This is a genomic window from Aliidiomarina shirensis (assembly GCF_003987345.1).
Taxonomy (GTDB): domain Bacteria; phylum Pseudomonadota; class Gammaproteobacteria; order Enterobacterales; family Alteromonadaceae; genus Aliidiomarina; species Aliidiomarina shirensis.
Map to the genome: position 1 here is coordinate 379,393 of NZ_PIPP01000003.1, position 16,738 is coordinate 396,130.

10 protein-coding genes are annotated in these 16,738 nt (G+C 47.3%); 3 read left to right on the plus strand and 7 right to left on the minus strand.

The annotated features are described in order from the left end of the window. Positions 1–12: 12 nt before the first annotated feature. Positions 13–3,249, plus strand: coding sequence for a S41 family peptidase (locus tag CWE13_RS09080; protein ID WP_126807928.1), 3,237 nt, complete (start codon positions 13–15; stop codon positions 3,247–3,249). A gap of 80 nt (positions 3,250–3,329) precedes the next feature. Here CWE13_RS09080 and CWE13_RS09085 read toward each other — a convergent pair whose 3' ends face one another. The 5 genes from CWE13_RS09085 to recQ all read right to left on the minus strand — a co-directional run bounded on the left by CWE13_RS09085 (position 3,330) and on the right by recQ (position 12,032). After that, complete coding sequence (locus CWE13_RS09085; protein ID WP_126807930.1) at positions 3,330–4,340, minus strand: ArsA family ATPase; 1,011 nt, start codon at positions 4,338–4,340, stop codon at positions 3,330–3,332. Then, a complete protein-coding gene (locus tag CWE13_RS09090) occupies positions 4,340–4,636 on the minus strand; it encodes a cory-CC-star protein (protein ID WP_126807932.1) in 297 nt (98 codons plus the stop codon). Before CWE13_RS09090 ends, CWE13_RS09085 begins: the two co-directional genes overlap by 1 nt. Positions 4,637–4,738: 102 nt before the next feature. Beyond that, entirely contained in the window at positions 4,739–6,412 is a 1,674-nt protein-coding gene (locus CWE13_RS09095) for a carbon starvation CstA family protein (RefSeq protein ID WP_126807934.1), read from the minus strand. Positions 6,413–6,729: 317 nt separating this feature from the next. After that, positions 6,730–9,972, minus strand: a complete 3,243-nt coding sequence (locus CWE13_RS09100) for a TonB-dependent receptor (protein WP_126807936.1) — start codon at positions 9,970–9,972, stop codon at positions 6,730–6,732. Between the two features lie 257 nt (positions 9,973–10,229). Beyond that, a complete protein-coding gene (gene recQ / locus CWE13_RS09105) occupies positions 10,230–12,032 on the minus strand; it encodes a DNA helicase RecQ (protein WP_126808007.1) in 1,803 nt (600 codons plus the stop codon). A 219-nt stretch (positions 12,033–12,251) separates the two neighbouring features. Here recQ and CWE13_RS09110 point away from each other — a divergent pair, with 219 nt between their 5' ends. Then, entirely contained in the window at positions 12,252–12,710 is a 459-nt protein-coding gene (locus CWE13_RS09110) for a thioesterase family protein (RefSeq protein WP_126807938.1), read from the plus strand. 73 nt (positions 12,711–12,783) lie between these two features. Then, positions 12,784–13,701 (plus strand): EamA family transporter RarD, encoded by a 918-nt coding sequence (gene rarD / locus CWE13_RS09115; protein ID WP_126807939.1) that lies wholly within the window; start codon positions 12,784–12,786, stop codon positions 13,699–13,701. Here the strand turns inward: rarD and uvrD are convergent. Further along, positions 13,688–15,856, minus strand: coding sequence for a DNA helicase II (uvrD, locus tag CWE13_RS09120; RefSeq protein WP_126807941.1), 2,169 nt, complete (start codon positions 15,854–15,856; stop codon positions 13,688–13,690). The genes rarD and uvrD overlap by 14 nt on opposite strands. Before the next feature lie 139 nt (positions 15,857–15,995). Further along, entirely contained in the window at positions 15,996–16,700 is a 705-nt protein-coding gene (locus CWE13_RS09125; protein WP_126807943.1) for an HAD-IA family hydrolase, read from the minus strand. Positions 16,701–16,738 lie beyond the last annotated feature (38 nt).

Sequence of the window (16,738 nt, forward strand, 5' to 3'; positions counted from 1 at the left end):
CGGAATTTTTCCATGAAAATGCACACATTCTCTCTCGGCTTAATTACAGCCGCCTTGCTCACTGCCGGTGCCGCCGCGCATGCTGAGCAAGGTTATTATCGCGCACCTGCTATTCATCAAGATCAAATTGTATTCACCGCCGAAGGTGATTTGTGGCACAGCACCGCTAGTGGCACAAAACGCCTAACTACCCACGCCACTGAAGAAATTGGTGCCGCCATTTCGCACAACGGCGAATACGTTGCTTACGTAGCTAACTATGAAGGCGCCGCTGAAGTATATGTAATGCCCATTGCAGGCGGTGTTCCCAAACGCGTTAGCTTTGAAAATAGCCGTGTTCGAGTGCAAGGCTGGACGCCGCAAGGCGAGGTAATGTATAGCACCGATAACGTGGTTGGCCCGGCGAACCAGTGGGTGTTACGAACTGTAAATCCTGAAAGCTTAGAGACAACGACATTGCCTTTGGTGGATGCCATCGAAGGGGCAACCAACGACAACGGCCAAGAGGTATATTTTACTCGCTTTGGGCTGCAAGCCACGGGTGATAATGCGCGCGTTTATCGGGGCGGTGCGAAAGGCGAAATTTGGCGCTACAACCTTGGTTCGAATCGCGAAGCGACACTTCTTACCGGCAGCCATGAAGGCTCAGTGAAACGGCCCATGTATCATGAGGGTCGTATTTATTTTATTAGTGATGCCGATGGCACACCAAATATTTGGTCGATGACAACGGCTGGCCGCGATTTCCGCCAGCATACCGATTACGATGATTGGCAGATTTGGTCGGCAAGCCTTGATGATGGCAATATTGTTTATCAACGGGGCGCCGATCTGCATATGTTAGATATTGCGAGTGGCAATTCGCGTACCTTGCCTATCACTCTCACCAGCGATTTCACCGCCCGCCAGGAGCGCTGGTTAGAAAACCCGTTGAGTTATATCACCTCTGCCCGCTTTGATAGCAATGATCAGGTTGTTATCACCGCACGAAGCCAAATTGCAGTAGCCAATACTGGACCGCGTCGGCTAGTACAAATCGCTACCCCAGCTGAAAGCCGTTCACGCAACGCACTTCTGAGCCTTGATGGCAAGTGGGTATACGCGCTAAACGACCACAGCGGCGAAAACGAAATTTGGCGTTTTCCTGCTGATGGCTCCGAGGGCGCTGAACAACTTACCGAAAATGGCACCACATTCCGTTGGAACCTTTCGCAATCGCCTGATGGCAAATGGTTAGCCCACGATGATAAAAACGGTGATCTTTGGTTACTAAATTTAGAATCCGGCGAAAATCAGCGCATTAACGAGGGCGCCGCTGGCCATTACGGCATTGCCGATATGGTGTGGAATGCCGATAGCGAGCTATTAGCCTTTGCGCGGAATGGCCAAGATGATTCGCGCCGAGAAGTATGGGTATATTCCCTAACTACTCAAGAATCACAGGTTATTACCTCAGATAAATACGAATCGGGTTCACCGGCATTTAGCCGTGATGGAAACTGGCTATATTTCCTTTCCGATAGAAACTTCCGCGCTACACCTAGCTCTCCGTGGGGCGATCGCAATCTTGGGCCAATGTTCAACAACCGCTCGTTGATTTATGCGGTGGCATTAAAGCCCGATGCCTGCTTCCCATTTGCACCGCCACAAGAAGTGGCAAACTGTGATAACGAAGCCGCCAAAGAACAAAACATCGATCTAGCGGGGGCACCTGAACGTCTTTGGCAGGTTCCATTATCTGCAGACAATTATTACAACTTAAGCGCCAATGACGAGCGGCTCTATGTGCAAACCCGTTCTTTTGATTGGAGCTCACCACCAACGTTACACAGCATTGCATTTAGCCAAACGGATGTGAAAACCGAAACCTTTGCTACCAACGTGAGCGGATATCAGCTATCGCACGATGGTAAGCGTTTGTTTTTCAGCCAGAACGGCGCCAGCAATATGTATATTGTGAACGCCAATGCAACTGCGCCTAGTAATTTAGGCAATGCGAAAGTGAGCACAAGTGATTGGCAGTTAGCATTTTCGCCAACTGAGGAATGGCGGCAAATGTTCCGTGATGCTTGGTTAATGCACCGCGATTTCCTATTTGATAGTAATATGCGCGGCGTTGATTGGGTGGAAATGCGCGAGCGATATGAGCCTTTACTAGATCGGCTCACTGATCGGCACGAACTTGATGATGTTTTCTCGCAATTGTTGAGTGAACTCAACGTTTTACACTCACAGGTTCGTGGTGGAGAGTACTCATCACCAAGCGAGCGGGCAAGTGCCGCTAGCTTAGGCGGGCAATTCAGTATGGCCGCTAACGGGCTTCGTATCGATACCATTTATCGGGTTGATGCTGATTTACCCGATCAAGCGGCGCCTTTAAGCGCACCCGGAGTTGATGCGGCTGTGGGTGATGTTATTACCCATATTAACGGGCGTTCTGTTAGCCACCTTGGCGAACTTATCACGGCGTTGCGTGGGCAAACGGGCAAACAAGTGTTGCTAAATATTGCCCGTGATAGCGAAACGCACCAGACCGTTGTTATCCCAGTGAGCACTGGCCGTGATCATCGCTTACGCTATGAAACATGGGTTGAGAATAACCGCGATAAAGTAACTGAAGCCAGTGATGGCAAATTCGGCTATTTGCACCTTTACGCAATGGGCGGCGGCGATATTGCCAGCTTTGCGCGTGAATTCTATGCAAACTATCAAAAAGAAGGATTGATTATTGATGTACGCCGAAATCGCGGTGGCAACATTGATAGCTGGATTATTGAGAAACTATTACGCCGCGCTTGGAGCTTCTGGCAACCTCGTTTAGGTGAAGGCTATACCAACATGCAGCAAACCTTTATGGGTCAGCTCGTGGTACTTACCGATCAACTTACTTATTCCGATGGTGAAACCTTTTCAGCTGGCGTAAAAGCACTGAACCTTGGGCCACTTGTAGGTAAGCAAACAACCGGTGCAGGTGTTTGGCTTTCGGGTCGTAATAGCTTAGCCGATCGAGGAGTTGCCCGCGTTGCCGAAACGCCACAACATGCAATGGACGGCCGCTGGATACTCGAGGGCTTTGGTGTTACCCCTGATATCGAAGTTGATAACCTGCCGTTTGCTACGTTCAACGGCGGTGATGCCCAGTTAGATCGGGGCATTCAGGTGCTTCGCGAGCTACTTCGTGAAAATCCGTATCCAAAACTCGAAGCGCAACCGATGTCGGCGCCCCGGGCGGAAGATATTAACCGCTAGAGAATATTAGCCGCAAAAAAAGGGCTTTCACTGCTATTCAAAAGTGAAAGCCCTTCATTTTTTTACTATGCGAGACTACGCTAACTCGCAAACAAACTTCGCAATCCTTCAACACCTTCAATATCGGTTGCTTGCAACGGCACACGATAACGCGGAAGTTGTTTGAATATCTTATCAATCTCCGCTAATCGCTGCAGCTCAAGCTCCCTACGCTGTGCTAAAAAGCTGCCATCTGCGCTTTCCGGTAACACCCGATTAACCAACAAGCCTGCTATCGGCAGTTTCGCAGCCAACAGTGATTTCACTGCTCTTTCGGTTTCCAAAATGGGTAGTTTTTCAGGGGTAAGTACAAATAATAACGCTGTATATTCAGCATCTTTAAGAATACGCCGAGTGCGCTGAAAGAGCCGCTGCCGATTTAATAAGGTTTCGGTAATACCTTTACTGCGCTCACTCATTTCGGCAGTAGCAAGGTTCATTGGCTCGGCCATTGGGTTATCAATATCTTTGCCGGCTTTAGGTGCCAAGTGCGCTAACACACCCGCAAGCTCTTGTGATTTTTTATCGTGCTTCAACATGCCCTGGGTCCACGCTGCCATCGATTCTGGCAAACTCAACAAGCGCAACGTATGGCCCGTTGGGGCGGTATCAAAAATGAGTACATCGTATTTATCGAAACCTTGATCTATCTCCCGGCACATCCGTTCGAGTAGCGCCGCTTCTTGTGCGCCTGGCGATTGCGCTGAACTTCGCAGTTGCCGCTCTACTTCCGCGTACATTTCAGGATGAACAAACTGTTTGGTTTGCGAGATTATCTTAGCGATGTGAGTGTTCCCTTCTATGTCAGGGTCTATTTCTAGTGCATCGAGGTTCTCATGCACCGGTTGAATTCGATTCCCCACATGACAACCCAATGCATCGCCTAAACTATGTGCGGGATCGGTAGAAATGATCAGCACTCGTTTACCTTGAGCAGCAAGTTCAACCGCAATAGCGCTGGATAATGTGGTTTTGCCTACACCACCTTTACCACCCACCAGAATTAGCTTTTTACGTGTTAATTCATTTACTAATTGATGTAAGGAAGGCATTAACAGCACCGCATATTATCAAGTGGGGAGTGTTCCATACCCATACGGATATGCCATTCATGAAAACGTTCAAGCATCAGCGGTTGTAGTTCCATGGTATAAAAAGTTGCAGGGTTTGGAATACCCATCAATTCTGAATAAACCAACAACATAAACAGGTCGTCTTGGTCTCTTTGTGCCCGTGCAATAGCCGAGCGGTAGGGCGCATTATAAGCCTCCTCTGCAAAGGCATTGGCTTTTTTCCAAAGCGCTTTTACTTTGCCAAGCTTGCTGCCTTCATTAGTTTTAGGGGCCATATCTTTGTACCTCGAATGCATAGCTCTAGAACACATATAGCCCTAGCCTTGCCTCGGTGGCAAAGCTCGGGCTAAAACTAAAACCTATAGAGCACACTACCACTACTCGAGATTTTTCTCGCCTTTGCGTAAGCGGTTCAGCACCGAGCCACATTCTAGAGCGATTAAAATAGCTGCAATCAGCACCACAATATCGAGGCTAAACAAGAACCAATCTTGCTGGTTGTAGAACGTATGCAGTTGCAGCACCAACGCCGCTACTGTCATTACTAACAAGAAGATAAGTGGAATCAGGGTTACATACATCGGCCGGCCATAGCGCACTAGCATTACCGTAATAACCAGCAATGTAAGCCCTGCAAGTAACTGATTTGTGGTTCCGAATAATGGCCAAATCGTTAATCCCCCGGAACCATCTGCGCCACCCGCACCAAAGGCTAATAGCAAACATGCGCCCACTGCAAGCAGAGTGGCTGGCACTACCCGCTGCATCCAACTGATGTTATATATCGAACCCCATTCTTGGAATATGTAACGCTGCAATCGTAGGCCGGTATCCATCGTTGTACCCGCAAACAGAACAGCCATTACTGTGAGTAGGGTTTGGGCGAGGTTTTCACTCAAACCAATACCTTCACTAATAATGCTGGCACCACCGGCAACAAATGCGTTTACGCCACCCTGCCCGAACGAGTGGTACACGGCCTGCCAATCCCCGAAGGTAGCAAAGCCAGCACATGCCGCGATAATAGCCGCCAGCGCAAGCGAGCCTTCACCTACTGCGCCAAAGTAACCAACGAACCTTGCGTCGGTTTCTTTATCGAGTTGTTTCGATGTAGTACCGCCGGCAACTAGGCCATGGAAACCGGAAATGGCACCACAAGCAATAGTTACAAACAGCAGCGGAATCATTGACGGTGTATTCGCCGGTAGATCGGTATTAAACGCGGGGGCAACCATGTTTGGTCCGGCAATTAATACCGCGGCGTAAAGCAGAATCAAGCCAATGAACAACTGCAAGCCATTAATGTAATCGCGGGGTTGCAACAGCATCCATACCGGCAGTAAAGAGGCTAGCGCCGCATAGCCAAATAGGATAACAATCCACTGTGCGCGATCGGATAGACCAATAAAGGTTTCAGGTAGCGCGAGCGGAAATACAGGGCCGAGGCCGATTAATGCATACAAGGCGATTACGCCGATAATAGATACGGCTAATAAGCCTACTAACTTGCGATAAATCAATTGGCCGATAATCAGCGCTACAAATATTGCGCCCCAAACCGGGATAACAGCGCTATTGAAATCAACCAATAGGCCGGCGATCACCACCGCAAACACGGCATTTACCATCAGAAGTACGAGGAATATAACAATCATAAATAAGCTACGCGCACGCTTACCTACGATATCACCCGTTAATGCTCCAATAGATTTCGCTTTGTTCCGGTTACTGGCCCAAATAGCGCCAGCATCGTGAACACCCGCGAAGAAGATAGTACCGAAAATAACCCAAAGGAAGGCCGGTACCCAACCCCAGATAACCGCAATCGCTGGGCCGATAATAGGTGCTGCACCGGCCACGGAGGTAAAGTGATGCCCCCACAATACAAATTTGTTGGTGGGCACAAAATCGATTCCGTCTTCAAACTCATGAGCCGGCGTACGGAAATTTGCATCAAGTTTGTAAATCTTTTCAGCAATAAACTTGGAGTAAATAAAATACCCAAGCGCCATTGCCACAATACCTGCAATTAACACGAAAATAGAATTCATTGGCATTTCCTACTTGTTGTTATTAGGCACCCATTGGATGAGTAAACGTTATTTGGTATCGCCTGCATAAATATTTTATACGCCTCACTGCAATGCACATTTTATTTTACATATTGCAGTATGTATCAAAATATCAATAATTCCATCATGGAATAGGCAATACTTAAACCCGTACTTATTCGTGATTCTAGCAATATACGTACCACTTTCGGATTAGACTTTAGCCCAATAAAAAAACCGGCCATTGTTTTCACAATGACCGGTTTTAACTTTTCTATTACGTTTGCTCTATAACCTATAGGCTTTAGCCTAAGTTATTAGAACTGGTAACGGATACCAATTTTCGCTGACCAAGTTGACGCGCGAGCGTTATAGTTGGTTGCAGAAGCTGGCGTTTCATCAAACCCACCGAACGGTGCGCCATAGATGTATTGTCCAGTTACCGTATCTACAGATACAGAAGCTAAACGAACACCAGTATCAGAGAAGCTTACTGTGTGACGTTGGTTCTTCTGATCCAGTAACGCTAACACGTTACGGATATCAAGGTAGATAGAGCCTTTATGGCCTTCCATGAAACCACGGATTTCTTGTTCAAAACGGAAATCTAGGTTGGTATTCCATGGACCACGGTTACCTTCGTTACGCACTGCGTATCCACCAGCAAATTGCTCTAGGTTAGCTGATTGAATCCACTCGGCGAACTGAGCGTAAGTTAAGCCACCAGTATAACGTACGTTTGGATCATCCGCGCCAGTTGGGATATACGGCAAGTAGTTGGTTGAAGACCACAAGTTGTTTTGTGAACCATCACCGAAACCACGGAAGCGGAAGGTATCCAACGCGTAGCTATATGGACGACCAGAAGTACGGTCCCAGAATAAGCTAAAGTTTGAACGGTAGCCTGGGAAGAACTCTTTGCTGTAGTTAACAGACGCCATCAAGCGATGTTCAACTTCGTATGAAGCACGACCAACGATTGGCTGGTTTTTGTCCACAGCTGTTTGGAAGTTGTAGTTCGAGTGCGCAGTAGATGAACCACCAGATGTGATGTCTTCAACATCTTGGTTAGTGTAGCTAAAGCGAACACTTAAACCGTTATCCCAGTTGTTACCTAAGCTGAAGGTAGAAACGATACTACGGCCACCAGATACATTCGTTAGCAAGATATCGTAACGGTCGGTATTAGAACCACCGATAGTATCAGGACGGTCACCAGCTAGTGGATCCCAGCTAACATATAACGGACGACCACCAAGAGTAGTGATTTGCTCGCCAGCATCGTTCAACAATGGTGCTTTAGCAAGGTTTGTCCATGCCACTTCACGATCTTTCTTCGTGTAGATAACTTCCGCAGACGCAAACCAACCTTCACCTAAATAACCAAGGTCTAACTCTTCGTAATCAACCGCTAAGTTGTAACGAGTGTCGTATGGCATTTTGAAGTTAGGGTCGATTGGTGTGGTGTTACCATCACCTGCAGTTAGTGAATCCTGCATTTCTTGAGGAACACTAGTGATATCTACGTTTGAAACGTTGTTAAGGTTTGGAGCAGCAACAACCGTTACACCATCGTTGGTATACGCGTTTGAAATCCAAACGTTAGGACGGCCACCGGCAAACATACCCGCGCCACCACGAATCGTGATGTTATCGTTAAACTGGTAGTCAAAGCTAAAACGTGGAAGCAATAAATCTAAGCCATCCATGTTGTTAGTGTTATCAAAACCATAACGAGCAACGAAGTTTTCGTTTAATGCTGGACGGTCGTCAGAGCTGAAACGCTCGTAACGTAAGCCGAAGCTTAAAGTAAGATCCCAGTTCACATCCCACGTATCTTGCAAGTAGAGTGCTGTAGTACCGTACTCAAAGTTAGCAGCACCATCAGCAGCTACGTTGGTGAATGCATTTTGGTATTCTACCGTTGCCGCAAAGCGATTTTCAAAATCTTCAATGCTATCGAAGTAGAAGTTACCTAGTGAGTTTTGAATAAATTCGTTGAATACATCAATAGTTTGATACTCAGCACCGAACTGAATTTGGTGCTCGTTCAACAAATATTCACCGTGTAACTGAAGTTCAGTAGTAGTGGTTTCTAAACTGTTCGCATGACGTGAACGGTCTGGGCCTAAGTTGATTTGACCACCATTACCCGCTGGGTTTTCATCAGCAGTAAATAGAACTTGTACCTGACCAAAGTTACGGCCAAGCATTGGATCTTGCCCAGTTGTCACGTCTTTTACAGACGCTTTAAACTCAGTGCTAAGGTTATTCGTCCAGTTTGAATACACTTGCAACGCAAAGTTATCCATTTCCTGAGTACGCTTGTACCAATATGAGTTTAAGTTCAGGTTAGTTTGGCCGCCAGTAGTGGTGTTGTTAGCCGCTACGTCTTGCGCATTTTGATAAGTAAATGCTAAGCGGTGATCGTTGTTAATGTTCCAATCGATTTTCGCTAAGATTTTTTCATCTTGCTGTTCTGGCTGAACGTTCCAATCACCTGCATCAACACCGTAAACGGTATTAGCAATATTCTGAATACGGCTGATTACGCTTGGGTCGATGTTCTTGGTTTCAACTGCAGAAGATCCTAACGGGCCCTGCTGGATTGAAGTTGGCTCTTTATACTCTTCATAGTTTAAGAAGAAGAACAAACGATCTTGAAGAATTGGGCCGCCTACGCTGAAACCCATGCTCTCTTCTTTATAATCTAAGTTCGGGCGATTTGCATCTGGCGTGTAACGGCTTGGATCTGGTGTTCCTGCCAATTCATCACTTGCAAATTCATAGAATAACGAACCGAAAAACTCGTTCGTACCAGAACGCGTTACGGCGTTGATACGAGCGCCGGTAAAGCCGCTGTAACGTGCATTAAACGGCACTGATTCAATAGAAACCTGTTCAATTGCATCGATTGAGATTGGTGAACGGTTAGTAGGGTAACCACCAGAGTTCAAACCGAAATCATCGTTTTGGCCGATGCCGTCAACGGTGATGCTGTTGTAACGTGGGTTATTACCACCAACAGTAAGTGAACGGTTGTTATCACCCAAGTCAGTAGCCAATGGGTTTTGACGCACAACATCTTTCAAATCGCGGTCAAAAGTAGGCATGTTACGGATTTCATCTTCACCCCAAGTGCTCGAAGAGCCAGCTTGCAATGAAGTAGTATTAATTGTGCGTCCAGTTACAGTAATGCGCTCAATATTGTTATTGCGCGGCTCTAACTGGGCATTCAGACGGTAAGCATCACCTAACTGCAGGAAGATATCTTCTAAGGTAGTGCCTTGGTATACATCTGAATCAATGGTGACAATGTAAGGACCGCCAACGCGCAAACCCGACGCGGTAAATGCACCCGCTTCGTTGGTTTCTACGGTGGTTACGGTACCTGATGGAACGTGCTGAATGATTACGCGAGTGCCGGCCACTACTTCGCCTTGTGGACCAACGATCTGGCCGCGCATAGCAGATGACGTATCTGCGATTGCGATTCCAGACATACCTAACGTAAGCGCTACTGCTGCTGCAATGCGAGTCAGTTTCGTTGTCTTAGTCATGCCAATTTTCCTGCATAGTTAGTGTGTGAGAGTTTTTCTGTAAGCTTGGACGCATAACGATAATACCGAATTATTTCAATTCAATGACAATCGTGAATTAAAGCGCGCGTATTCTATGACAAATTCCTTACAGTTTCATAGGTTTTTTGCCGAAAATAACTTCTTTTTTGTTACCTAAATGTAATTTAGCTGTCATTTTAATGAGTATAGATTATACAACAAATATAACAATACATTTACAACCGCTGGAAGATTATTCAGTTCTCAGCAGCTAGATAATCATTGATTTCAGTTATAAAGGCCGCGCCATAACGCTCAAGCTTGATTTGCCCCACACCCGAGATGCGTAAAAATTCATTTTCAGAACTTGGCAGCAATAATGCCATTTCTTGCAAACTTACATCACTAAATACCACAAACGGTGGCTTACCTTCTTTTTCGGCTATTTCTTTGCGCAGCTTTTTCAGACGCCGGAATAGGGCTTTATCGTGTTGACCCTGTTCAACCACGCTGTTCAACTGTGCCGTTGTAGCTAAGCGTGGTTCGGCCAAGGTAAGCGCAACTTCGCCCCGCAAAACGGGCCGCGCTTCTTCGGTAAGCACCAAAGCACTATGCCGACGAATATCTTGCACCAGTAAACCGCGGTGAATTAACTGGCGCAAAACCGACACCCAATATTCAGCCGAATGATCGCTCCCAATTCCGTAAGTTGAGAGTTTCTCATGATTAAACTGTTTTATTTTTTGGTTCTGGCTCCCACGCAGCACATCAACCACATGGTGCACACCAAACTGCTGACCCGTGCGATACACACAACTTAATGCTTTTTGTGCATCAACGGTGCCATCGTATTGCCGTGGCGGCTGAATACACAAATCGCAATTCCCACAGGCCTTATCGCGGTATTCATTAAAATAATTCAGTAACACAACACGGCGGCAGGTTTGTGCTTCGGCGAAAGAGGTCATGGCCGAGAATTTTTGTTTTTCAACACGGAGTTGCGGGGTTTCATCATGTTCTTCTAAGATTTTCCAAACCCAAGCCGCATCACCAGGTTCGTATAACATCACCGCTTCAGCGGCAGCGCCATCGCGGCCCGCACGCCCGGTTTCTTGGTAATACGCTTCCACACTGCGCGGTAAATCATAGTGCATTACAAAACGCACATTCGGTTTATTAATCCCCATACCAAAGGCCACGGTGGCTACCACCACATCAATATCATCGCGGATAAAACCTTGCAGCGCAGCAGCTCGTTGATCATGCGGTAAACCGGCATTGTAGGCCGCTGCACGAATGCCTTCGCGCATAAGCATTTCTGCTAATTCTTCGGTACGCTTGCGGCTACCGCAGTAAATAATTCCGGAGGCGCCGCGTTGGCGTTTAACGTATTTCAGCACTTGCGTGCGCGGCTTATATTTTTCTTGCACCAAATAACGAATATTGGGGCGATCAAAAGATCCTTGCACCAGCGCAGAATCATCAAGGTGCAGGCGCTCAATGATATCTTGCCGCGTTACCGCATCGGCGGTTGCGGTTAGTGCAAGTACGGGCGCACCCGGTAACTGCTCGCGAATTTCGCCGAGTTGCCCATACTCAGGCCGAAAATCATGGCCCCATTGCGAAATACAATGCGCCTCATCAACCGCGATCAACGAAACTCTTACTTCTTGGAGCCGCTCTTGAAACGAGCGTTGTAATAAACGCTCAGGGGCTAGATACAATACTTTTAATTCACCATTGTGAAGTTTGCGAAAAGTATCCATGACTTCTGGAGCATTTAACCCAGAATGAATAGCGCCTGCGGCAATACCAAGCTCACGCATCGCCGCAACTTGATCATCCATCAACGAAACAAGTGGCGAGACTACAATGGTTACACCCGGCAGCAGCATGGCTGGCAATTGGTAACACATCGATTTTCCTGCGCCAGTAGGCAACAGTGCCAACGTATCGCGCCCTTGCAATACATTGCCTATGATTTCCTCTTGGCCAAAACGGAATTTATCGTAACCAAATACGTCACGAAGTAACCGGCGGGCTGAAGTAAGATCAGGCATTCCAGAATCACTACTTGCAGATTCTGCTGCTCGTTGTGCATACGCTTCGGCGGAATCGGTAGAAAACACGAAAACTCTCTTATTTGTTGCGAAAACCAATTAAAACTGCGAACTCTGTAAGAAAATACGCAGTATTTCTAAATAGCATGAGCAACGTCGTTGACTCAAAAGCGGTTGCTGCCTATTGTAGGCATCCCAGCCACAGATAACCATGAGCTTATGACGCATTCTACCCTAATTGATCAACTTTCCGCCTTTATGAACGAACGAATTCCGTTTCAGAAGTATTTAGGCATCAAGGTAACCAAATTCGATGGCCAAGAATCCGAAGTTCGCTTTCAATGGAAAGACGAGCTTGTTGGCAACGCACCGATGCAGATACTACATGGTGGCGCAACAGCTACCGCACTCGATACAGCCGGTGGCGTAGTGATTATGGCGAGCGTTATCGAACGTATGGAAAAAAACCTAAGTGCCGAAGAAATTGTTGAGCGGATGGCCCGTTGCGGCACTATTGATTTACGCGTTGATTATGTTCGCCCCGGCCGCGGCAACGAGTTTATCACCACCGCAACCATTATTCGCTCTGGCAGCCGCGTAGCTGTTGCTCGCATGGAAATGCACAACGAAGATGGCATGTTAATCGCCTTTGGAACCGGCACTTATATTGTTGGTTAAAGGTGGGTGTAATTTGTTAAACTAGGCGCTCAGCATCCGCACCGAAGAAAGTAAGTTAATGTAAGGAACTTGCGTGAACCCTAGTAATGAACAACGCACCGCTCGCCAAGGCGTGATCTTCGCACTTTGCGCCTACTCGATTTGGGGGTTTGCTCCCATTTATTTCAAAACCCTAGCGCATGTTCCGGCATTTGAAGTACTTGCCCATCGAATTATTTGGGCGTTTTTGTTCATGCTTGTCCTGATTGTCAGTACTGGCCGCATGCAGCAGGTAATTCGTGCTTTTGATTCACCGAAGCTGCTACTGCAGCTCGGCTTAGCAGCCTGCCTAATTGGTTTTAACTGGTTTCTATTTATTTGGGCGGTGGCTAACGACCACATTCTTGATGCCAGCTTAGGTTATTACATAAACCCGTTGCTAAATGTTGCGATTGGCATGCTATTTTTTAGTGAACGCTTGCGGCGATTACAAGTGTTGGCCGTAAGCTTAGCGATTGTTGGCGTAGCAATTCAAATTATTACCTTTGGCTCAGTACCCTGGGTAGCATTAGCACTGGCAACATCGTTCGCAACCTACGGAGCCATCCGCAAAAAGCTTCCCTTTGATTCCCTAACGGGCCTTTGGTTAGAAGTGATTCTTCTGCTTCCGATGATGCTGATATATTTCTTCTTTTTCGCCAATAGTAGCGCCAGCAATATGCTAGAAAACACGTGGCAATTGAACATATTGCTGGTTTTAGCGGGTGTGATTACTACCGTACCCCTGTTGTTCTTCACTGGGGCAGCGAAGCGCATTCGCTATTCAACCTTAGGCCTATTTCAGTACATTGCGCCAAGCTTAATGTTTTTATTGGCAGTGATGCTCTACAATGAGCCGTTGGCCGTCGATAAACTGATTACTTTTGTAATTATATGGCTAGCTTTAGCAATCTATACCTACGATGCGGTGCGCACGCACCAACAAGTGCGCCGCGCAGCTAAATTACTGTGAGCTTAGCGTAAGCCACCACGAGCCATTTACTGCCCACATCGTCGAAGTTAATTTGTATCCGGCTTTGTGGGCCCGTCCCCTCATAATTAAGCACTGTGCCCTCACCAAATACTTGATGCAGCACACGTTGCCCAAGTTGGAAACCCGTTTGCGAAAAGGCTTCATGAGAAGCGCCTGTATGAAAGCGGCTGCGCTGGGCAGACGGCTGCGTAACCCGCGTTTGCACGCGCACTTCATGGATGAACTCGGAAGGGATCTCAGAAATAAATCTACTCGGTGTATGGAAGTTTTCCTGGCCATATAATCGGCGGCTTTCTGCATAAGTAATAATGAGCTTTTCCATTGCTCGTGTCATACCCACATAGCAAAGGCGGCGCTCTTCTTCGAGCCGGCCCGGTTCGCCGGACGACATTTGCGAAGGGAACGTACCTTCTTCTAGCCCTGTCATAAACACCAGCGGAAACTCCAAACCTTTCGCGCTGTGTAGCGTCATTAGCTGCACTGCATCTTGATAGGCATCTGCTTGCTCATCGCCCGCTTCTAAGGCTGCGTGAGCCAAGAATTCAGCCAACGGTGTCATGCCTTCTTCACCAGTAGGTACAAAGGTTTCGGTTGCACTCACTAATTCTTTTAAGTTCTCTACACGCGTTTCTGCTTTATCACTCTGCTCAGCCTGATACATGGCCAATAGCCCACTGGATTTCAACACCAAATCGGTTTGCATCGATAATGGCTTATCTACGCACTTATCTTCCAGGCCGTTAATAATATCGAGAAAGGCTGCCATTGCATTCTTGGCTCGCCCTGAAAGTAAGGACTCACTAACCATAGCGCGTGCCGCATCCCACATGGTGAGTTGTCTTGCCCGCGCTAGCTCACGCACTAGGCCGAGTGTCCGTTCACCTATACCGCGCGTTGGTGTGTTTACAACTCGCTCAAAAGCAGCATCATCGTTGCGGTTACTCAGTAAACGCAAATATGCCACTGCATCTTTAACTTCTTGGCGATCGAAGAAACGAAGGCCACCATAAATTCGATAGGCCAGCCCCGAATACAGCAAGCCCTCTTCAAGCACTCGTGATTGCGCGTTGTTCCGATACAGCAAAGCCACATCGCTGAGCGCACCACCTTGTTCTTGCCAACGTTTAATCTGGCTGACAATGTAGCGGGATTCTTCTTGCTCGTTGAACGCCGAATATAACGAAATCGGTTCGCCATCGATGCCGTCGGTCCAGAGATCTTTGCCTAAACGATCACTGTTGTTGCCAATCACCTGGTTCGCCGCTTTCAAAATAGTAGCGGTAGAGCGGTAATTTTGTTCCAAGCGAATGGTTTGCGCATTTGGGAAATCGCGTAAAAAGTGCTGCAAATTCTCTACTTGAGCACCGCGCCAGCCGTAAATTGATTGGTCATCATCACCAACAATAGCAACATGATTTTCTTTGCCCGCTAACAAACGCACCCATGAATACTGTATTTGGTTGGTATCTTGAAACTCATCCACCAAAATATGCCGAAAACGACGTTGGTAATGTTCGCGCACGTGCTTGTTATCGCGCAGCAACTCGTGCACTCGCAGGAGCAGCTCGGCAAAATCAACTAAACCCGCACGATCACAGGCTTCTTGGTAGGCACGATAAATTTGTACTTGAGTTTGTTCGGTAGGATCGTAGGTATCAATATGCTGTGGCCGCAAGCCATCATCTTTTTTGGCGTTGATATACCAACCCGCTTGCTTAGCAGGCCATTGTTTTTCATCGAGGTTAAGCGCTTTAATGGTGCGCTTAAGAAGGCGTTGTTGATCATCAGAATCAAGGATTTGAAAATTCTGAGGTAGCCCTGCATCTTGATAGTGCGCACGTAACAAACGATGCGCTAAGCCATGAAAGGTGCCAATCCACATGCGCTGAACATCGCGCCCCATCAGCTTTTCAACACGTCCACGCATTTCAGCGGCCGCTTTATTGGTAAAGGTTACGGCCAGAATTGATAACGGCGAATAATTCATTACTTCGATAAGCCAAGCAATCCGGTGCACTAATACCCGCGTTTTACCGCTGCCAGCACCTGCCAGCACAAGCATATCTTGCTCTGTTGCACTTACCGCTTCTCGTTGGCGATCATTCAAGCCGTCTAAAAGATATGAAACATCCATCGCCAAACCCCTACCCATTACAATCAACTCATTATATTACTGTATATAAAACCAGTAGGCAATGCGCCATTATCAACCCGCGCTCAGCAAATAATAGGGCTCGTGAGCAAACAAATATACGCCTTCGCCAAGCGCAATCTCAGAGCAAATCATACAGGGCGGTAAGCTTCCCAATTCGCGCGTGAGGCAACCACGTTGCCTCCGCTATCGGCTTATTTGGCACGTACCACAAAGCCTGCGCGCCAAAGCGTAACGCTCCTTGGATATCGCTTATCGGATGATCACCAATATGCAGCATCTGCTCTGGCTGTTTTAGTGCAAGGCCTTTGCTCGCAGCAGCAAACAAATCATTAAACGGTTTGCCGCGCATTCCGTTACCGGGTTGATACGCCGCTTGGAAGTATTCACCCAAACCAATGCGGTGAACATCCGCATTCCCATTGCTAACGGCTACTAGCGGATACCGTTCCGCGAGCGCTGCCAACAGTGCATGCACCTCAGGCGCAATATTGACCTGATTGCGCGCAATCAAGAATTCAGCCATTGCTGCTTCGGCAAATTTTCTCGGATGCTTAACCCGATATTGCGTTAAACCATGTTCCAATGTCGCTAACCGCAAAGCGGTCATGTTGCTGGCAAGTTCACTATTGCTACTTGCCATTCTATCGCGCAAAGCACGCCAACCATGCACATCAAGTTCAGCTGTTTCTGGGCATTGTTGCGCAACAAAATTAGCTACATGCTGCTCGGCAGCAATCATTACTGGCTTGTTATCATACAAAGTATCGTCGAGATCAAAACTTATAGCCGTGAACGGCCGAAGGCGTTGGTAAAACTGCCACATTTGATATGCCTCATTATTGTAAAATTATCTGCTCAACC